This is a genomic window from Bradyrhizobium genosp. SA-3 (assembly GCF_004212635.1).
GTDB lineage: Bacteria > Pseudomonadota > Alphaproteobacteria > Rhizobiales > Xanthobacteraceae > Bradyrhizobium.
Genome location: NZ_PSRT01000152.1, coordinates 1 through 19,210 on the forward strand (window position 1 = coordinate 1; position 19,210 = coordinate 19,210).

Below are 19,210 nucleotides of genomic sequence, written 5' to 3' on the forward strand. Positions count from 1 at the left end.
CAGTCGATGGCGTCGAGCAGCGAGCCGCGGCGCTCGCCGGCGAGCGTGCGCGTCAATTCGAGATTGGCGCGGGTGGCCGGATCGATCGCCATGGCCGCGCCCGAGGCCTCGCGCGCTGGCGGCGACAGCGGTGGATGCTTGCCGACCTGGGTGCGGTCGACATAGGTGACGGCGGCGGCCGCCGCGGTGGCCTCCAGCCGCGTGAGCTGCGCCAGCCCATCCATGGTCGCGACCGCAAAGTAGTCGCATAGGCGCTTCTCGGCGGTGGCACCGTCGAAGACATCGCGGGTCAGCGGCGTCACCGCCGGCAGCTCGCGCAAGGTCTGTCCGAGCTCGTTGTCGTTGTAGAGCGCGTCGGTGACGATCGCCTCGTTCGGATTGATGCGCGCCAGTGTCGCGGCAAGCTCGCCGCCCGAACATTCCGTCACCATGAACTCGGCGGTGGAGATGTCGATCCAGGCAAGGCCAAAGCGGTCGCCGCCGGCGGAGGAGCGGGCGCGCGCGATCGCCAACAGGTAGTTGTTGGCACGCGCGTCGAGCAGCGTGTCCTCGGTCAGCGTGCCCGGCGTGACCAGTCGCACCACGCCGCGCCGGACCACGCTCTTGTTGCCGCGCGCTTTCGCCGCGGCGGGGTCCTCGGTCTGCTCGCACACCGCGACCCGGTGGCCGGCGGTGATCAGGCGATGCAGATAATCCTCGGAGCGCTCGACCGGCACGCCGCACATCGGGATATCCGCGCCCTGATGCTTGCCGCGCTTGGTCAAGACGATGCCGAGCGTCTTCGAGGCGATTTCGGCGTCCTCGAAGAACAGCTCGTAAAAGTCTCCCATCCGGTAGAACAGCAGCAATCCCTGATGCGCCGCCTTGATTTCAAGGTACTGTTCCATCATCGGCGTCACGCGTGCGGCGGCTTCCGCTGGCGGGGCGGGCGTGGATTCGGGCTCTGGCGCAGGAATGGGCTGTTGCATTGTCATGGGCGGCGCAAGCTACAAAATTTCGCCCCTTGCTCCTATCGCTTTGGCCGGAGAGGCGAGGTTTCCACGTTGTCCGCACGGCGGCATGCGTGGCGGACGGCAGGCCCTGCAAAACGCACGCGAAACCGTCAATTGACCTGCCGCGGGCGCCCTCCTAAAACTCCGCGGACATTGAAGAATTTGGGCCGGATCGCGGCATTCAGGGAGAACAACGATGCGTGACGTCTTTATCTGCGATGCCGTGCGGACCCCGATCGGCCGTTTCGGCGGCTCACTCGCCAAGGTGCGCGCCGATGACCTCGCCGCTACCCCGATCAAGGCGCTGATGGCCAAGCATCCCAATCTCGACTGGGCCCAGGTCGACGAAGTCTTCTTCGGCTGCGCCAACCAGGCCGGCGAGGACAATCGCAACGTCGCGCGCATGGCGCTGTTGCTTGCGGGCTTGCCGGATTCGGTTCCCGGCCAGACCCTGAACCGGCTCTGCGCCTCCGGCCTTGATGCGGTCGGCGCGGCCGGCCGTGCGATCCGCTCCGGCGAGATCGAGCTTGCGATTGCGGGCGGCGTCGAGTCCATGACCCGTGCCCCCTTCGTGATGGGCAAGGCGCAGGAAGCGTTCTCGCGCTCGGCCGAGGTCTTCGACACCACGATCGGCTGGCGCTTCATCAATCCGCTGCTCAAGGCGCAGTACGGCGTCGATGCGATGCCGGAGACCGGCGAGAACGTCGCCGAGGAATTCCAGGTCTCGCGCGCCGACCAGGACGCTTTCGCGATCCGCTCGCAGCAGCGCGCGGGCGCGGCGATCGCCGCCGGCTATTTTGCGGAAGAGATCACGCCGATCACGATTCCCGGCGGCAAGGCTGGTCCCATCACGGTCGACAAGGACGAGCATCCGCGTCCCGAGACGACGCTGGAGGGCCTCGCCAAGCTGAAGCCGATCGTGCGAAATCCGGGCACCGTCACCGCCGGCAACGCCTCCGGCGTCAATGACGGCGCCGCCGCGATGATCCTCGCATCCGAAGCTGCGGTGAAGAAGCACGGCCTGACGCCCCGCGCGCGCATTCTCGGCCTCGCCTCCGCCGGCGTGCCGCCGCGCATCATGGGCATTGGACCTGTGCCGGCGACCCGCAAGCTGATGGAGCGGCTCGGCAAGAAGATCAGCGATTTCGATTTGATCGAGCTGAACGAAGCCTTCGCTTCGCAGGGCATCGCCTGCATGCGTCAGCTCGGCGTGCCTGATGATGCCGACTTCGTCAATCCGCATGGTGGCGCCATCGCGCTCGGCCATCCCCTCGGCATGAGCGGCGCCCGTCTCGCGCTCACCGCCGTGCATGGCATGGAAAAGCGCGGCGGCAAGCTCGCGCTGGCCACCATGTGCGTCGGCGTCGGCCAGGGTGTCGCGGTCGCGATCGAGAAGCTGAATTGAGGTCTTTCCGTCTCTCTCCCCGTTCTTACGGGGAGAGATGAAAACGAGTGCCTCAATAGCAATACGACACGCCATCCAGAATCGCGCACTGCCGCTTGTTCGGTGCGTTGGGATCATCCAGCGGCACGATGCCCTTGCCCTGGCCGACGAACACGCCGGCCCCGACATGCACCGAGCTCTTGTTGCCGATGATCACGCTCGGATGCGGCGTCGAGCTCGAGCGGGTGCCGTCCGGCCAGATGATGGCATCGCCCGAAAGCACGCCGCGCCGCCCGTCGTCGCAGCTCACGTCAACGCCCTGGCGGGTGCAGACCTGCGCCATCGCCGGCGTGGCGAGGGCGATACCCAGGGCCGAAATCAGGCTCAGCGCAGTGATGGTCTTGCAGACGGTCATGGCACCCCCCTGGCGGTTTGGCGTCCTCACGTGAATCGTCGCCCCAAACCCGCCTCAGGTTCAGCCGGCCGGCAGATCAGAACGTCGACCGGTACCAGATATTCCCTTGTAAATACAATATGTTGCGGAAAATTCGCCCGATTTCCCCGCGATCCCTTGCAAAATCGTCGGCGCCCCTTCAAGAGAGGGCGCTCCGGAGAGATGGCCGAGTGGCTTAAGGCGCACGCTTGGAAAGCGTGTGTGCGGGAAACCGTACCGTGGGTTCGAATCCCACTCTCTCCGCCATTGCCCGATTTTGTTCGCCAGACTGCGATCTAGGATACTTACGAACCGCGCAATTCCCGACGTGAATGCCGGGTATATTGCGCGACACAAGCTCCTCGAGGACCATCTCCGCAGTCAGCTGCAGGCGATTGGCCGCGCCCTGTTTGCGGCTTTCGGGCCGTCGCTTACCGACGTTCGAGCACTGCAAGACTACTGGGACGCGGTAGATGCCGACGAGCGACTCAGGATATTGCGATGCGGCCGGTCAATCTGGATGCGGAACAACGGATACGGCAGGCCGCCTAGCATTCCTGCTCTCCGAAGGTGAAGGCCACACGTTCGAATCGTGTCGGGAGTCCCGACAACATCGATGCGTGATTTCGACTGGCTGCTGACAAAGCGAGGCTCATCAAAGACCTACCAAGAATCGGACAACGCAGCCGCGAGGCCGGCGGTTTAGATCGCCCCCGTGTGGTCTGCGCTCCATGATGAGATCGGCAGTCGAAGGATCAGCTGCGCAACCCGATCTAATTGGTAGGTTCAATTCGTGGATAGTGTTTTGAATCTATGACCTTCAGGTTACGTGTCTGAACGTCTCGCCTCATCCGCACCAGTTTCGCACCAGAAACAGCCCGAACGAACCGTGACGAACGCGATCGAACCCGAATGAAAACGCAGGGAAATCAACAAGGCCGGTCGATAGTCTGCCGCTCATAATGGTTTGGTTGCAAGTTCGAGTCCTGCCGGTGCGGCCGAGGCGCTTAGTTGCTTTCATCGCTGGGCAGCGGCTTCATATTTATGGGGTCATGCCCCTTGGGAGTTTATTCCGTGCCGCAAGCTATCCTATCCGCGCAGAGTCGACCTCTACGCTCGCCTGCCGAGTTAGCCTCCATCATCACAACCGTCTATGAGCGCATCGAACGGGACCGGCGCCGCAACTGCTGGATCTATGTGCGGCCCATAGAAGAAGCGCTGGCCGAGGCTGATGCCCTTGTGCAGCGAGCGGAGGAGGGTGAATTCCTGCCGCTCCTTGGCGTGCCATTCGGCGTCAAGGACAATATTGACGTTGAGGACATGCCAACGACAGCTGCCTGTCCGTCATTCGAATATGTGGCTGCGCAATCGGCCAGATGCGTCGAGAGATTGACGGCCGCGGGTGCGATCTGTCTTGGCAAAACCAACCTAGATCAATTCGCAACCGGACTGTCCGGCACCCGCTCCCCCTATGGCGCCTGTTCCAGCGCTGCTAACGACCTGTATATTTCCGGCGGTTCGAGCTCCGGTTCGGCTGCTGCCGTAGCATCCGGCCATGTTGCCTTCGCTCTCGGCACAGATACCGGCGGCTCGGGCCGGATTCCCGCAGGCTTCAATGGGATCATCGGGATCAAGCCAACCGTCGGCCTCGTCTCATCCCGGGGGCTTGTGCCGAACTGTCCGACGCTCGATTGCCCCTCGATTTTCTGCAATTCCATTGCCGAAGGTCGAATTCTGCTCGGGTTGATCGAAGGATTCGACGACAGCGATCCTTATAGCCGCCAACGGATTGCCTCGTCCTCCCCATCTCCTCGCAAATTCCGGTTCGGCCAGGTCTCTGTCGGTCATCTGAATTCGTTCGGCATGCCGGAATGCAATGATCTTTACAGGCACGCCTGCACGAGGCTTTCGGGACTGGGAGGCCAAGCCAGGCAAATTGACTTCGCGCCTTTCGCCGAAGCCGGTGAAATGCTCTTTTCAGGGCCTTGGATTGCCGAACGTCATGCGGCGATCAGCAAGCTCCTGGACATCGATCATGGAGACCTGCTTGACGTCATCCGCAACGTGCTGAGCGCAGCCGTCCGGTTTTCCGCAATAGATGCGTTCGCCGCGCAACATCGACTCTTGAAGCTGCGACGCCAGATCCAATCGCTTTTCGAGGAGATCGATGTCTTGATAGTACCTACCGCGCCACGCCCCTTTACGATCTCGGAGATGATGGAAGATCCTATCACGCTCAATAGTCGCCTCGGTTATTACTCTTATTTTGCCAATCTCGTGGACTTGTGCGCGGTGGCAGTTCCCAACGCAACGCTCGGCAACGGCATGCCGATGGGCATCACTTTGCTAGCGCCTGCGTGGTGCGACTATGCTCTTCTCGACCTTGCCGAGCGATGGCTGCCCGATGCGAAGGCTGCACTGTTCGATCCAAGAGTATATCCGAAGGCCGCGTCCTAGACGACTTCGAGATCGAGAGCGCGTGGATTGAGGATTACAATCAGGCCTCGGTGATAACGGATGACACCCCTTGCCTGCATGCGGGAAAGCTGCACCGTAACCCATTGGCGTGTTGAACCGATCAGATTGGCGAGATCACCATGTGTGAACGGGATTCCGATCACGATCTCACGGCCCTGCTGCGAGCCGTAGATCTTCGAGAGGAAGACCAACAGACGATGCAACCGCTCGGTCACCGAGCGGGTCCCCAGCATTTGCGCCATGGCCGAATAGCACCGTGCCTTGAAGGCGAGTGCATCCAGCAGCGCGACCGCGATACTAGCCGATTGAAGCGCCAGCGCGCGCAGGGCTTGGCCGGGCAAGAACGTAACCTGGCTCCGTTCCACCGCAACCGAAGACCATACGTGGGCACCAGTACCGAACAGATCCGGGCCGCCGACGAAATTGCCGGCGAACCAGTAGGCCAGCGTCACCTCGCGTCCGGAAGGAGCCGCGTAGTAGCTGCGAATACGCCCCTCTTCGATCAGATAAATGCCGTTCTGCAGATCGCCCTGGCGCCAGACATGCTTGCCTGCCTGCAGGACCTCCTCGCGGCCGATGGCGAGGACACGACGCCGGTCAGCCTCACACAACGGATCCAACAAGCTGGGCAGCGACCCGACCAGAGCATCCGATCCCGCCAGCATGATGCCGGTCGTATTCCTGAGACTTGCCGCTGACATCTGCTCGCTCCCTTGCCCGCCGCAAGGAAAGCCATTCAAGAGCCATGCCAGAGCTGTCGTCAGGCGCCTACGCCTTGACTTCCATTTGCTCGAAGGCCCGGCGGCCTTCCGAGCGGATCAGGTCAAGGCAATCCCGCTTGAGGGCGAGATAGGCAGCCTCCGCAACGATGGCGCTGGAGCGCGGTCGCGGCAGACTCACCTGAAGATCCTTGAGGATGCGGCCTGGTCCCGCGCTCATGATCAGCACACGGTCAGAGAGAAGGATCGCTTCATCGATGTCGTGTGTAACGAAGACGATTGTTGCGTTGATCCGCTCGCGGAGCTCGAGCAGATTGTCCTGCATGACCGCCCGGGTCTGTGCATCCAGCGCTCCGAACGGCTCGTCCATCAACAGCACGCGCGGCTGGTTGGCGAGGGCACGGGCAATCGCAACCCGCTGCTGCATGCCTCCAGATAGCGTGTGCGGATATGCCGACGCAAATTTGGTCAGCCCGATCATCTCGATGAGGTCGTCGGCAATCCGCAGCGCCTCCGCTTTCGGCTTGCCGAGGGCGCGCGGCCCGTGCGCGATGTTCCGGCGTACCGATTTCCACGGAAACAGATGTGGCTGCTGGAAGACCATCCCGATCTCGGGTCGCGGTGCGCGCATTGCTTTGCCGGCCATGAGCACTTGGCCCTCGAACGGCCGCTCGAGGCCGGCCATCGCATTCAGGAGCGTGGACTTGCCGCAGCCGGATGGACCGACGATCGAGACGAATTCTCCCTGGGCTACCGCCAGGGATACGCGATCGACCGCGATGACCTGTCCGCTCGGCGCATCGAAGACGATGCTCAAATCCTCGACCCGGATGATCGCCTGACGCGCCGGGGCGGACGGCGAATACGTATCCACGAGCCTGAGCGGCTGGTCTGGACGAAGCAGGCTCGGGGTCATCGCCACCACACGGCACGTTCGGCAAGAGTCGCGAAGGAACGGTCGGCGACGAAGGAAAGCAGCCCGAGAGCCGCCAACCCGCCCATGACCTGACCCGTTTGCATGTTCTGTTGCGCAATTTCGATACGGTAGACGATGCCGGCGAACGCTCCCGCCAACTCGGCGGCGACCAGCGTGTAGAAGGAGATGCTTACCGCGGTCCGAAGACCGACCGTGATATAGGGCAGCGCGCCAAGAAGGACGATCTCCCACAGCATCTGTGGCTGCGGCGTGCCGAGCATCTGGGCGGCACGGATAAGTCCGCGGTCGACTTTCTGCACCCCGATGTGGGTCGCGAGCCATACCGTGAAGAACACGCCCCAAACAACCAGGAAAAGCTTGCCTGTCTCCGAGAGGCCAAACCAAAGGATGACGATCGGCACGAAGGCGACGGGAGGAATTGGACGAAGGATGTGAAACAAGGGTGAAAGCAGGCTGGACACCAGCCGAAACCGGCCAGTCAAGACGCCGAGCACGATCCCGCCCGCGGCCCCGATCGCAAATCCCGCGGCCACGCGCGAGAGGCTCGCCATCAGGTCGGCGAAGAATTGTCCGCTGCGAATCCATTCGAGAATGGCGATAGCGACGGTCGATGGCGGCGGAAACAGCACGGGGTTCACGATGCCGGAGCGAGCAACCAGTTCCCACACGCCTGTGAAGGCGGGCACGGAGAGGACGGCGACCAGTACGCTCAGCCGTGCGGTCGCGCTCGCGCTGCTGCGTCTCCCGACGCTCACGGGCGCGCCTCCAACGTGACGCGAGCTGGATCGAGCGTCTTCAGCGGCGCCGTCACCAGGACTTTCGAGAAATCGGGCATGCTCGCTCCAGGGGGATGATTGCCGGTCTCGAGCCGCCAGGCGGCATGGGTTTTCAGAGTCGTGAGAATCCTGTCGTCGAGGCGCACATGGTAGACATAGTCTGGCCAGATCGAAGCCAATTCGTCGCGTTTCATCCCGGTCGCTGTGGCGATGACGTCGATCGCATCATCCGGATGCGCCTTGAGCCAGCCCTCGGCTTCGATGAGGGACGCCAGGAACTTGCTGACGATCGCCGGGTTGGCCGCGAGGTAAGATTGCGTCACGACAATGTTGAAGGTTTCCGAGTAGAGACCTTTGGTCTCAAGCGGGATCGCGCCTTCGCCGAGAGCCTTCTTCGCATTCGCGACGTGCGGCTCCCAGGTATCGAACGCGTCGATGCTGCCGGCCGCCATGGCGGGGAGCATCTCCTGAGGTCGCAGGTTGACGAGCGTCACGTCCTTCGAAGTCAGGCCCGCCGCTTTCAACAGAACCGACGTGTAAACCTCGCTGCCGGTTCCGGCCGTAAAGGCAATGCGCTTTCCACGCAGATCGGCCTTCGTCTTGATCCCGGCAGCAGCCGCGGTCATGGTCTTGAGATCCGAATATTCCATCCCCGCCACGAAGGCGATCGGCTGTTGCGCCATCGCAGCCGCCGTGACCGGCGCCTCGGCGGTTGTCGCGATATCCGCCCCTCCCCCTAGCACCGTATCGAGGCACTGCTTCCCGCTGGTGAAATTGGAGACCGAGATGTCGAGCCCCTGCTTGGCGAAAATACCCTTCGCATTGGCGACAATCGCCAGTCCCGAGATCGGCCCAAGATTCTGGGCGAGCCGCGCCTTCAGCAATTCTTCGGCGGTCGCGCGCTGAGGCGTCGCAAACAGGAAGGACGCAGTAAGCACGAACACGGCAGAGCGAAGAGCGGTTGTTGATCGCATGCCAAACCCCTGTGATGCCGGCGACCGGAGTGATCGACCGTGACGAGAGGGTCGTCTCAAGACGGGAGACCGTGAAGCAATTAATCGACAAGGCTCGACGCTGTCCAATTCTTGCGCAAGCAGATCAGCTTCCGACTGTGACTGGGGCAATAAATTCATCAAGCTGCTCACACCTTGGGCGCTTCGTAGCCTGCGGCAACGGCACCCTGCTGGCTTTCGCCAAGCCCTAATCCCGATTCAATCAGAACCGATCGAGCTTTCGATCCCGTTGCGTGCGCGGCGAAACCAGGCCCACGTCTGCCGCGTCACTGCGATGTAGCCCGGGCCCCGGTAGACGATCTGATCGGCGACGATCCCGTTCAGTTTCGGCAGCGCATGGAACGGAATCGAAGGATAGGCATGGTGCTCGACATGATAGGGCATGTTCCATGCAAACCAGCGCACGAACATGGCGGTATAAGTGGTGCGGGTATTCTGGAAGGCGCTGCGCGTACGATCGCAACCGGTGTGTTCGGCAAGGAGATACGGACGCAGAAACAATTGGCCGACGATCACGGGGACGACCCAGACCCACAACAGGAACAAGGTGTGCAGCGCGACCGATGCCAGCAGCAGCGCGACGTAGCCTGCCAGATAGAGGCGTGCTTCCCTCACGACAACGCAGCGCTTGCTTTCCGGAATCCAGGGTGACGTGGCGTTGCCGGTCAACGCATGGCGAAGCATCAGCCACGCCCGGAAGGCAACCTGCCGCAGGCCGCTGTAGACGATCACCAGTTGCGCGTCCGAGGTCGGGATCGGAACCGACAGCAGTTCTGGGTCTCTCTTTGGATCCTGCGTATACCGATGATGATCCCAGTGGAACAGGCAGTAATATTCGTAAGGCAAGCCGACCGCGAACGAGGAGAGATGACCGAAGGCGAGATTAAGAGCGCGGCTGCGAAACGCCGTCTTGTGGGCGGTCTCGTGGACCACCATGAACAGGAATGCGACAAAGTAACCTTGGACGACGACCAGCGGCAACGTCCAGACGATTCCGTATCGCGACGAGACCAGCCAGATCAGCGCGCCGACAACGACGATGACGCCGTAGTGGCTGGCCACACGGACCAGACCTCGCCAATTGCACCGCATCGACAACTCGCGCAGCATGGCCGGAGTTAGCGGCTTCTCTCCGGTGGCAGTGATGGCATTGCTCATGATCGTAGTCGCCTCTTTCCGGGATCACGCACTTGACCGTGCTCGTGCGGACGTTGGAATTCGTCAAGCACAGGCCGACCCTAGGGAGCGACGCCGCAACGCAGAAGCAATTAATTTCGCGGGCGTTGGCCGCCGGGCATCCCGAGATTTGCGGCCCTCGCTTCACCGCATTGACCCGGCGACGGATTGACCGCTAGTGCCGTTATGGGCGCTCTCCGCTATCAGCCTCATCCCACCACCCTCCACCTCCCATCCCCCGCCCGCTTCAGGGCCGGGTCGCTCACCCGCACATGCTCGGCGAGGAAATCGATGAATGCACGGACGCGTGCCGGGAGCGGGGCTGTGTGTCCGACATAGACGGCGTGGATGTCTTCGCGGTCGCCGGGGTTGTAGCTTTGCAGCACCGGCACGAGGCGGCCCGATTCGATGTCGGGGCCGATGTGGAAGAGGGCGAGGCGCGCGAGCCCGACGCCGCCCAGCGCAAGGCGGCGCGCGGCTTCGCCGTCGCTGGCGCGCGCGACGGGTGACGGCACCGCTTCCTCGGTTTGGTCGCCGCGCTTGAATGGCCAGCCGTGGATACTGCGCGGAAACGTCCAGCCGATGCCGCGGTGATCGGCGAGATCGGACGGCGTCTTCGGCGTGCCGCAGCGTGCGAGATAGTCCGGCGCGCCGACCACGACCATGCGGCTGGTGCCGAGTTTCCGTGCGACGAGACGCGACGCACGCAATGGACCGACACGGATCGCGACGTCGGCGCGTTCCTGCATCAGGTCGATCAGCGTGTCCGTGAGCACGAGATCGAGTGTGACGTCGGGATGCTCTTCAAGAAAGCGCGGGATCAGCGGCATCACATGCAGCATGCCGAACGGGATGTTGCTGTTCACCGTGAGGCGGCCGCGCGGGGTCGCACCGGAGGCCGCCTCGCGCTCGGCTTCCTCCATCTCTGCGAGGATCCGCACGGCCCGCTGGTAGAACGCCTGGCCTTCTTCGGTCAGGGTCAGCTTGCGCGTGGTGCGGTTGACGAGGCGCGAGCCGAGCCGTGCCTCGAGCCGCGAGATCAACTTGCTCACGCCCGACGGCGTCAGGCGCAGTTTTTGCGCGGCCTGCGTGAAGCCGCCTAAGTCGACGACGCGGACGAAAACCTCCATCTCGGCGGAGCGGTTGGTGTCGAAACGGCCCATGTTGAATTCACGTCACAAATGATTGGATTGCGGACATTCTAATGGTTTTGCTGCGGCGCGGCTATCTGCGTGGCTCGTTTCATCCATCGGAGCCACGCATGCCTTCCGCCGTCCTTGCGCTCACCGCTGGTGCCTTCGGCATCGGCACCACTGAATTCATCATCATGGGCCTCTTGCTCCAGGTCGCCGCCGAGATGCATGTCTCGGTGCCGGTCGCGGGCCTGCTCATCTCCGGCTATGCGCTCGGCGTGTTCGTCGGCGCGCCGGTGCTGACGCTCGTCACACGGCGCATGCCGCGGAAGTCCGTGCTGCTGGCGCTGATGGCGATCTTCACGCTGGGCAATGCCGCTTGCGCATTGGCGCCGAACTACGAACTGCTGATGGCCGCGCGCGTGCTGACATCGCTCGCCCACGGTACCTTCTTCGGCGTGGGGTCGGTGGTGGCCACGAGCTTGGTCGCCGAAGACAAGCGGGCCTCGGCGATTGCCACCATGTTCATCGGCCTCACGGTCGCGACACTGCTGGGTGTGCCCTTCGGCGCCTGGTTCGGCCTGATGCTCGGCTGGCGCGCGGCATTCTGGGCCGTGACGGTCATCGGCGTGATCGCCTTTGCTGTGGTCGCCGCGCTCGTGCCCGGCCATGTCGGTAACGGCGACAAGCCGGTCTCGCTTGCCGAGGAAGTCTCGGTGCTCGGCCGCCCGCAGGTGCTGCTCGGCCTTGCCATGACCGTGTTCGGCTTTGCCGGCCTGTTCGTCGTCTTCACCTATATCCAGCCGATCCTGACGCGCTTCACCGGCTTTTCGGAGGCCGCAGTCTCGCCGATCCTGCTGGTGTTCGGCGTCGGGCTCGCGATCGGCAACGTCGCCGGCGGCAAGCTCGCCGACCGTGGCCTCGCCGGCGCGCTGATTGGAACGCTCGCCGCGCTCGCCATGGTGCTTCTTGGCCTTGCCGCCGTACTGTCGGTCAAGGTCCCGGCGATCGTGCTGATCCTGCTGCTGGGCATCGCCGCTTTTGCGACCGTCGCCCCGCTCCAGCTTCGCGTGCTGGAAGCGGCAGGGCCCAATGGCCGCACGCTCGCCTCCAGCCTCAACATCGCCGCGTTCAATCTTGGCAACGCCCTCGGCGCCTGGGCCGGCGGCGTCACCATCGATCGCGGGCTCGGCCTTTCGGCGCTCCCTCTGGTCGCAGCCAGCATCACCGCTGTCGGTCTCGTGCTGGCGCTGTGGAGCCTCCGGCTGGACCGCGCGCAAGCCGCCGTTGCGGCTTGTCCCGCGGAATAGCGCAGCGGCGCGTTCGCGGACAATTCGCCGCGCCGCGCCATCGCGCCATGCAGAAAACGCACCTGTACACGTCCTTTCGCCATCCGTAACGTCTGCGACGCAATTTCAGGAGATGCGACGTGGCGAAGACGACGACCAAGAAGAAAGCGGCTTCGAAGAAACCGGCTAAGACCTCGAGCAAGAAAGGCGCAAGCCGCAAGGGCATCATTGCAAAGAAGGCAAAGAAAGCCACGCGGCTCAAGCCGGCCTCATCGCGCCGTCCCAAGGGGCCGGCCTGGCAATGGTCGGCGGTCGAGACTGCGGCTGCCATCCGCTCCGGTGCAATCTCCGCCGTCGAGACCGTCGAAGCGCATCTCGAACGGATGCACGCCATCAATCCGAGGCTGAACGCCGTCGTCGTCGATCTCTCGGAAGAGGCGTTGAAGGCTGCGCATGCAGCCGACAGGCGGCGCGCGAAGGGCGGCGAACTCGGCCTCCTGCATGGCGTGCCTGTAACCATCAAGGAGAATGTCGACTACGAAGGCCGGCCAAATTTCAACGGCGTTCCTGCCAACGAGGACCTCATCGCGCCGTCGGATTCCCCCGTGGTGCGCAACTTGAAAAAGGCCGGCGCGATCATCATCGGGCTCACCAATACGCCGGAATTCTCCTTCCGCGGCTTCACCGACAATCCTCTGCACGGGCTGACGCTGAACCCCTGGGATACGAACATCACCTGCGGTGGCTCCTCGGGTGGCGCGGGCTCGGCGGTCGCTGCCGGCATCGGCACCATCGCGCATGGCAACGACATCGGCGGCTCCTTGCGCTGGCCGGCGCATTGCAATGGCATTGCCACCATTAAGCCGACGCAGGGACGCATCCCCGCTTTTAACGGAAGCGCCACCGCCGAGCGGCCGATGCTGGCCCATCTGATGTCGGCGCAGGGGCCGCTCGCCCGTCACGTCGCCGACGTTCGCCTCGCACTGGAGGTGATGAGCCAACGCGATCCGCGCGATCCCTGGTGGGTGCCGGCGCCGCTGGCCGGGCCGAAGCCGAAGGGGCCGATTAAGGTCGCGCTGGCAAAGATCCCCGATGACATGGACGTCGATCCGCAGGTCACCGCGGCGCTGCGCCAGGCCGCGGATCATCTCGAGCGGTCCGGCTATCGCGTCAGCGAGGTCGACGTGCCCGACATCAACGGCGTCTGGCAGACCTGGTGCGACATCATCACCAACGAGACCGTGGTGATGCAGGAAGCCAGCATGCTGAAGGTCACCTCCGAGGATTTTCACAAGGCCTGGGGCGGCATGAAGACCAAGGCCAACGTGCTCGATCTCAAAGCCTGGATGCAGGCGACGGCCGCGCGCAATGGCCACATCCGCGCCTGGCAATTGTTCTTCGAGGAGTATCCGGTCGTGCTGGCGCCGACCACGGTGAAGCCGACGCCGGGCCCGCGCGAGGACACGGTCAGTCCCGAGCGCGTGCGCGAGATCTTCTGGGGCGAGATCCGCTTCATTTCCGCGATCAACGTGCTGGGCCTGCCCGGCGCGGTGGTGCCGGTGGCCCTCCATGATGGCAAGCCGATCGGCGTGCAGCTCATTGCCGGGCGGTATCGCGAGGATCTTGCGCTCGATGCCGCGGCCGCGATCGAGAAACGCGCCGGCGTGCTCGCCCACAGGCTGTGGGAGCAGATGGCTTAGGTGTAGCCTGGCTATCGCCGCGTTGACCTGCCTTCTCCCCAAAGGGGGAGAAGGCAAAAGCAACGCCGCTGTCGCAGCAAACCTCGTCAATTCGTTAATCCAGTTTAACCCGAATTCTGGCCACCTCGCCAACAAGCGTTAGGGTTACTTCCTCGATCTCTAGGCGAATTATTGTCCGCTTTACCACCCGCCTCTAACAGGAGGACAGCGGACAACGCACATGCCGTGAGGCCAATAAGTGCGGCCCGCTCCACGCGGAGGTGGCACGATGCGCAACGAGACGATCGCTATTCACGCCGGCTACGAACCCGAAGCCAGCACGCACGCCGTCGCCGTGCCGATCTACCAGACCGCGGCCTACGCCTTCGACAGCGCCGATCATGGCGCCGCGCTCTTCAATCTCGAGGCTGAGGGCTTTCGCTACAGCCGCATCGCCAATCCGACCAGCGCGGTGCTGGAGAAGCGCATCGCGCAGCTCGAAGGCGGCGTCGGCGCGCTCGCGGTTGCGACCGGCCAGGCGGCGCTGCATTTCGCCTTTGTCAACGTCGCCGATCATGGCGGCAACATCGTTTCCGTACCGCAGCTCTACGGCACCACGCACACGCTGCTCTCGCACATCCTGCCGCGGCAGCGCATCACCGGCCGCTTCGCCGAGAGCGACAAGCTAGATGCGATCGAGAAGCTGATCGACGAGAATACCCGCGCCGTGTTCGCCGAGACCATCGGCAATCCCGCCGGCAATGTCTGCGACATCGAGGCGCTGGCGAAAATCGCGCATTCGCATGGCGTGCCGCTGATCGTCGACAACACCGTGGCCACCCCGATCCTGCTCAAGCCGTTCGACTACGGCGCCGATATCGCCGTGCACTCGCTGACCAAGTTTTTGGGCGGCCACGGCACCACGCTCGGCGGTGCCATCGTCGATTCCGGAAACTTCCCGTGGGCCAAATACGCCGATCGTTTCCCGGCTTACAACAAGCCGGACGCGTCCTATCATGGTCTCGTCTATGCCGAGCGCTTCGGCAGGACCGCCTATATCGAGCGCGCGCGCAGCGTCTATCAGCGCACCATGGGCTCGGTGCTCTCGCCCTTCAACGCCTTCCTGCTGCTCCAGGGCATCGAGACGGTAGCGCTGCGCATGGAGCGCCACGTCGAAAACGCCCGCAAGGTCGCCGAATTCCTCCGTGGTGATCCGCGCGTGGCCTGGGTCAATTACACGGGCTTCCCGGACAGCCCCTATTATCCGCAGGTGCAGAAATATCTGAACGGTAACGCCTCCTCGCTGTTCACCTTCGGCATCAAGGGCGGCATGGAAGCCGGCAAGATCTTCTACGATGCACTGAAGTTGATCACGCGCCTCGTCAATATCGGCGATGCCAAGTCGCTCGCCTGTCATCCGGCCTCGACCACGCACCGGCAGATGTCGGCGGAGCAGCAGCGCACAGCTGGCGTGCTGCCGGAGACGATCCGCCTGTCGATCGGCATCGAGCATTCCGCCGACATCATCGAGGACATCGACCAGGCGCTGGAAAAGGCCTGTCCGTCGTCGCGTCTCCAGGCCGCGGAGTAGGCCAGGGCGCCGATGACGATCTTGATCGACAGGGATCAAGTCATGTCGAGCCCGGCACTGGTGCCAGCCGGGGGTGATCTCGCGTGTGATCGCGGCGGCGCCGAGCTGACCATCGGGCTGATCAACAACATGCCGGACCCGGCGCTGAAGGCGACCGAGCGACAGTTCATGAAGTTGCTCCAGGCCGCCGCGGACCCGCGCCGCATCCGCATCCACTGCTTCTCGCTTCCTAGCGTGAAGCGCTCGCCGGAAGCGAAGTGGCATGTCGAGAGCGAATATTCCGATCTTGCGGATCTCAAGCGCCAGAGATTCGATGGGCTGATCGTGACCGGCGCCGAGCCGGTCGCGCCCGAGCTCGACCAGGAGCCGTACTGGCGCGACCTGACCGACCTCGTCGACTGGGCCAAGGTCAACACGCGCTCGACGATCTGGTCGTGCCTCGCCGCGCATGCGGCGGTGCTGCATCTCGACCGTATCGAACGACGACGGCTGCCGGCCAAATGTCACGGCATCTTCGACTGCGAAGCCGTAACGCATGATCCGCTGACGCGCGGTGCACCTGCGCCGCTCAAGGTCTCGCATTCGCGCCTGAACGAAATCGCCGAGGGCGACCTCGTTCGAGCCGGGTACCAGGTGCTGACACGTTCGGAGGAGGCCGGCGTCGATGTCTTCGTACGCCAATATGCCAGCCGCTTCGTGTTCTTCCAGGGCCACCCGGAATATGATGCCCTATCGCTCCAGCGCGAATATCTGCGCGATATCGGTCGCTATCTCGCGCGTGAGCGCGAGACTTATCCGAACCTGCCCGTGAGTTATTTTGACGCAGCGACGGAAGAGAAGCTGGCCCGCTTCGAGAAGCAGGCGCGGCACCAGCGCCATCCGGCGCTCGCCAACGAATTGCCTGCGCTGAATTTGCGCGCCGATATCGCCGCCGGCAGCGCCGCGGCGGCATTGTTCCGGAACTGGCTGCAATATCTCGGCGCGGATGCCGACGCGCCGGTCTCGGCGCGCTAGCCAAAGGATGTTGGTTTCGCGTTAGGATTACTTGAGCGTTAGGCTTGCCTCAACCAGTGCACGAATGTTTCAGTAGAGAAATACGAATCGCAGGAAACGCAGCGTGTGGTCGGAACTCCAGGGACGCGTGAGCAATCGGCTGGCCCGGCATTTCCGCGCCGCCCCGCACCGGTTGCCTGCGCGCGCGCCGATGGTGAGCTTCACCTTCGACGATGCCCCCGATAGCGCCGCAGGCGAAGGTGCCGAGCTCCTCGAGCAGCATGACGGTCGCGGCACGTTCTACCTCTCCGGCAGCCTGATCGATCAGCCGTCGGACCATTGGCATGGGCTGTCGAATGACGCGATCGTGCGGCTTCACCGGGCCGGTCACGAGATTGCCTGCCACACCTTCTCGCACCAATGCGCGATCGATCTCGACGAGGCCGCCATGGCCCGCGAGATCGAGCGAAACCGCAACTATTTCCGCAGCATCGATTCCTCGATCGTGCTGGAGAACTTCGCCTATCCGTATGGCCTCGCCTCGGTCTGGCGCAAGCCGCAGCTTACAAGGGCCTACCGCTCGGCGCGCGGTATTCTTCCCGGCGTCAATCGCGACGTCATCGACCTCCAGTTCCTGCGCGCGTCGCCGCTTGTGGATTGCGAGATCGACCCGGCAGGCGTTGATCGCTATTTTGATGAGGCAGTCGAGAGCGGCGGCTGGCTCATCTTCTACGGCCACGACGTCGCCAACGCGCCGAGCCCCTATGGCTGCACGCCGCACTTGATGCGCCATGCGCTGGAGGCGGCCGGCAAGCGCAACCTGCCGATCGTGACCGTCGCGGAAGCTTTGCGACGGATCGGGGTGTAGCGGCTGTTCTTCCCTTCTCCCCGTGTCAAGGGGAGAGGGGAAGAGTCATGCCCCCGCCGTGCAAACGGCCTTGCCATGCTCGCGCGGTCATGCGACTGGCGTTGACCTAAATCTCAACGTCTCATACGCTCATGTCCTCCCCTTCCACCGCTCCACTGCCAGCGCCGGCCAACGGCCGCGATGCGTTGTCAGTGCTGCATTCGGTGTTCGGACTGCCGGGGTTCCGCGGCGCGCAGGGCGAGATCATCCGGCACGTGACGGATGGCGGCAATTGCCTGGTGCTGATGCCGACCGGCGGCGGCAAGTCGCTCTGCTATCAACTCCCCTCACTGCTGCGCGAGGGCTGCGGCATCGTGGTCTCGCCGCTGATCGCGCTGATGCGCGACCAGGTCGCCGGCCTGATCGAAGCCGGCGTCAACGCGGCCGCGCTGAACTCGTCGCTGACTCCGCAGGAGGCCTCGGCGGTGGAGCGCCGCCTGATCGCAGGCGATCTCGACCTGCTCTATGTCGCGCCGGAACGGCTGGTGACGCCGCGCTGCCTGTCGATGCTGGCGCAGGCAAAGGTGGCGCTGTTCGCGATCGACGAAGCCCATTGCGTCTCGCAATGGGGCCATGATTTCCGGCCCGAATATGTCGGTCTCTCCATCATCGCCGAGCGCTTTCCCGACGTGCCGCGCATCGCGCTGACCGCGACAGCCGACGAGCTGACACGAAAGGAGATCGTGGCGCGGCTTCAGTTGACGGGCGCCCCGCAATTCGTCTCCAGCTTCGACCGGCCCAACATCCGCTACGAGATCGTCGACAAGCGCAATGCGGTGTCGCAGCTGAAGGAATTCATCCGCGAGCGCCACATGGGCGATGCCGGCGTGGTCTATTGCCTGTCCCGCAACCGCGTCGAGGAGGTCGCCGCCGCGCTTCAAGACGCCGGTATTGCCGCGCTGCCTTATCATGCGGGCCTCGATAGCAGCGTGCGCTCCCGGAACCAGGACCGCTTCCTCAACGAGGACGGCATCGTCATCGTCGCGACCATTGCGTTCGGCATGGGCATCGACAAGCCCGACGTGCGTTTCGTCGCCCATCTCGATCTGCCCAAGAGCATCGAGGCCTATTACCAGGAGACGGGACGCGCCGGCCGCGACGGCAAGCCGTCGGCCGCCTGGATGGCCTATGGCCTCTCGGACATCGTGCAGCAGCGCCGCATGATCGACGAATCCAACGCCTCCGACGATTTCAAGCGGGTCTCGATCGGCAAGCTCGACGCGCTGGTGGGTCTTGCCGAGACGCCACACTGCCGGCGCCGGCGGCTGCTCGCCTATTTCGGCGAGATCGTGATGGGCGAGAGTTGCGGCAATTGCGATAATTGCCTGACGCCGCCGAAGATGCGCGACGGCAAGGTGCTGGCGCAGAAGCTGCTGTCCTGCGTCTACCGCACCGGCCAGCGCTTCGGCGCGATGCACCTGATCGACGTGCTGGTCGGGCGTCTGACCGAGAAGGTGACGCAGTTCGGCCACGACAAGCTGTCGGTGTTCGGCATCGGCCGCGAGCTCAACGAAAAGCAGTGGCGCACGGTGCTGCGGCAGTTGGTGGCAATGGGGCATTTGCAGAGCGACAGCGAAGCATTCGGCGCGCTGAAGCTGACGGAGTTTTCGCGCGGCGTGTTGCGCGGCGAAACGGAGGTGTGGCTGCGCGAGGAAGCGCCCGGCACCCGCATCCGTTCGAGCCGGGCCAAATCGCGCCGCGGCGACCTCG

15 protein-coding genes, 1 tRNA gene and 1 pseudogene are annotated in these 19,210 nt (G+C 63.8%); 9 read left to right on the forward strand and 8 right to left on the reverse strand.

All coding sequences use genetic code 11. The features are described 5' to 3' along the window. A pseudogene (locus CWO91_RS35405) lies at window positions 1–974 on the reverse strand (DNA mismatch repair protein MutS); the annotation flags it as partial. A 214-nt stretch (window positions 975–1,188) separates the two neighbouring features. Between CWO91_RS35405 and pcaF the strand changes: the two are divergent. After that, window positions 1,189–2,397, forward strand: a complete 1,209-nt coding sequence (gene pcaF / locus CWO91_RS35410; protein WP_130220098.1) for a 3-oxoadipyl-CoA thiolase — start codon at window positions 1,189–1,191, stop codon at window positions 2,395–2,397. A gap of 52 nt (window positions 2,398–2,449) precedes the next feature. Here pcaF and CWO91_RS35415 read toward each other — a convergent pair whose 3' ends face one another. Next, entirely contained in the window at window positions 2,450–2,791 is a 342-nt protein-coding gene (locus CWO91_RS35415) for a hypothetical protein (protein ID WP_130220099.1), read from the reverse strand. Window positions 2,792–2,986: 195 nt separating this feature from the next. Between CWO91_RS35415 and CWO91_RS35420 the strand changes: the two genes are divergently transcribed. Together CWO91_RS35420 and atzF are read left to right on the forward strand one after the other, a co-directional pair. Then, window positions 2,987–3,076 (forward strand) — tRNA-Ser (locus tag CWO91_RS35420). An 807-nt stretch (window positions 3,077–3,883) separates the two neighbouring features. Next, window positions 3,884–5,266 carry an allophanate hydrolase gene (gene atzF, locus CWO91_RS35425; RefSeq protein WP_245471469.1) on the forward strand — a complete coding sequence of 461 codons (1,383 nt, stop codon included), beginning with the start codon at window positions 3,884–3,886 and terminating at the stop codon, window positions 5,264–5,266. On the opposite strand, the gene CWO91_RS35430 is transcribed toward atzF, so the two are convergent. From CWO91_RS35430 to CWO91_RS35455, 6 genes are all read right to left on the reverse strand, one after another. Beyond that, window positions 5,263–5,952, reverse strand: coding sequence for a Crp/Fnr family transcriptional regulator (locus CWO91_RS35430; RefSeq protein ID WP_245471470.1), 690 nt, complete (start codon window positions 5,950–5,952; stop codon window positions 5,263–5,265). The two genes, atzF and CWO91_RS35430, sit on opposite strands and share 4 nt — an antisense overlap. Before the next feature lie 103 nt (window positions 5,953–6,055). Further along, complete coding sequence (locus CWO91_RS35435; RefSeq protein ID WP_130220100.1) at window positions 6,056–6,931, reverse strand: ABC transporter ATP-binding protein; 876 nt, start codon at window positions 6,929–6,931, stop codon at window positions 6,056–6,058. Beyond that, complete coding sequence (locus CWO91_RS35440; protein ID WP_245471471.1) at window positions 6,919–7,581, reverse strand: ABC transporter permease; 663 nt, start codon at window positions 7,579–7,581, stop codon at window positions 6,919–6,921. The genes CWO91_RS35435 and CWO91_RS35440 overlap by 13 nt, the downstream gene beginning before the upstream one ends. Before the next feature lie 113 nt (window positions 7,582–7,694). Beyond that, window positions 7,695–8,693 (reverse strand): NrtA/SsuA/CpmA family ABC transporter substrate-binding protein, encoded by a 999-nt coding sequence (locus CWO91_RS35445; protein ID WP_245471472.1) that lies wholly within the window; start codon window positions 8,691–8,693, stop codon window positions 7,695–7,697. 237 nt (window positions 8,694–8,930) lie between these two features. Beyond that, window positions 8,931–9,890, reverse strand: a complete 960-nt coding sequence (locus CWO91_RS35450) for a fatty acid desaturase (RefSeq protein ID WP_130220101.1) — start codon at window positions 9,888–9,890, stop codon at window positions 8,931–8,933. Between the two features lie 227 nt (window positions 9,891–10,117). After that, on the reverse strand, window positions 10,118–11,071 hold the full coding sequence (locus CWO91_RS35455; protein WP_130220102.1) for a LysR family transcriptional regulator: 954 nt from the start codon (window positions 11,069–11,071) through the stop codon (window positions 10,118–10,120). Window positions 11,072–11,169: 98 nt separating this feature from the next. On the opposite strand from CWO91_RS35455, the gene CWO91_RS35460 reads away from it, so the two are divergent. From CWO91_RS35460 to recQ, 6 genes are all read left to right on the forward strand, one after another. After that, window positions 11,170–12,351, forward strand: coding sequence for an MFS transporter (locus CWO91_RS35460; RefSeq protein ID WP_165405941.1), 1,182 nt, complete (start codon window positions 11,170–11,172; stop codon window positions 12,349–12,351). Window positions 12,352–12,470: 119 nt separating this feature from the next. Then, window positions 12,471–14,030 carry an amidase family protein gene (locus CWO91_RS35465; RefSeq protein WP_130220104.1) on the forward strand — a complete coding sequence of 520 codons (1,560 nt, stop codon included), beginning with the start codon at window positions 12,471–12,473 and terminating at the stop codon, window positions 14,028–14,030. Window positions 14,031–14,298: 268 nt separating this feature from the next. Then, on the forward strand, window positions 14,299–15,600 hold the full coding sequence (locus tag CWO91_RS35470; RefSeq protein ID WP_130220105.1) for an O-acetylhomoserine aminocarboxypropyltransferase/cysteine synthase family protein: 1,302 nt from the start codon (window positions 14,299–14,301) through the stop codon (window positions 15,598–15,600). A gap of 12 nt (window positions 15,601–15,612) precedes the next feature. Next, complete coding sequence (gene metA / locus CWO91_RS35475) at window positions 15,613–16,614, forward strand: homoserine O-succinyltransferase MetA (RefSeq protein ID WP_130220106.1); 1,002 nt, start codon at window positions 15,613–15,615, stop codon at window positions 16,612–16,614. Window positions 16,615–16,717: 103 nt separating this feature from the next. Beyond that, entirely contained in the window at window positions 16,718–17,461 is a 744-nt protein-coding gene (locus tag CWO91_RS35480; RefSeq protein ID WP_130220107.1) for a polysaccharide deacetylase family protein, read from the forward strand. Window positions 17,462–17,592: 131 nt separating this feature from the next. Then, the coding region (recQ, locus tag CWO91_RS35485) for a DNA helicase RecQ (protein WP_130220108.1) at window positions 17,593–19,210 on the forward strand (1,618 nt) is incomplete at its 3' end.

Excerpts from the sequence above, each read along its gene's own strand:
- pcaF (WP_130220098.1), top strand. The coding sequence starts at position 1,189 with ATGCGTGACGTCTTTATCTGCGATGCCGTGCGGACCCCGATCGGCCGT.
- CWO91_RS35415 (WP_130220099.1), bottom strand. The coding sequence starts at position 2,791 with ATGACCGTCTGCAAGACCATCACTGCGCTGAGCCTGATTTCGGCCCTG.
- CWO91_RS35430 (WP_245471470.1), bottom strand. The coding sequence starts at position 5,952 with ATGCTGGCGGGATCGGATGCTCTGGTCGGGTCGCTGCCCAGCTTGTTG.
- CWO91_RS35445 (WP_245471472.1), bottom strand. The coding sequence starts at position 8,693 with ATGCGATCAACAACCGCTCTTCGCTCTGCCGTGTTCGTGCTTACTGCG.
- CWO91_RS35450 (WP_130220101.1), bottom strand. The coding sequence starts at position 9,890 with ATGAGCAATGCCATCACTGCCACCGGAGAGAAGCCGCTAACTCCGGCC.
- CWO91_RS35455 (WP_130220102.1), bottom strand. The coding sequence starts at position 11,071 with ATGGGCCGTTTCGACACCAACCGCTCCGCCGAGATGGAGGTTTTCGTC.
- CWO91_RS35460 (WP_165405941.1), top strand. The coding sequence starts at position 11,170 with ATGCCTTCCGCCGTCCTTGCGCTCACCGCTGGTGCCTTCGGCATCGGC.
- CWO91_RS35470 (WP_130220105.1), top strand. The coding sequence starts at position 14,299 with ATGCGCAACGAGACGATCGCTATTCACGCCGGCTACGAACCCGAAGCC.
- metA (WP_130220106.1), top strand. The coding sequence starts at position 15,613 with ATGACGATCTTGATCGACAGGGATCAAGTCATGTCGAGCCCGGCACTG.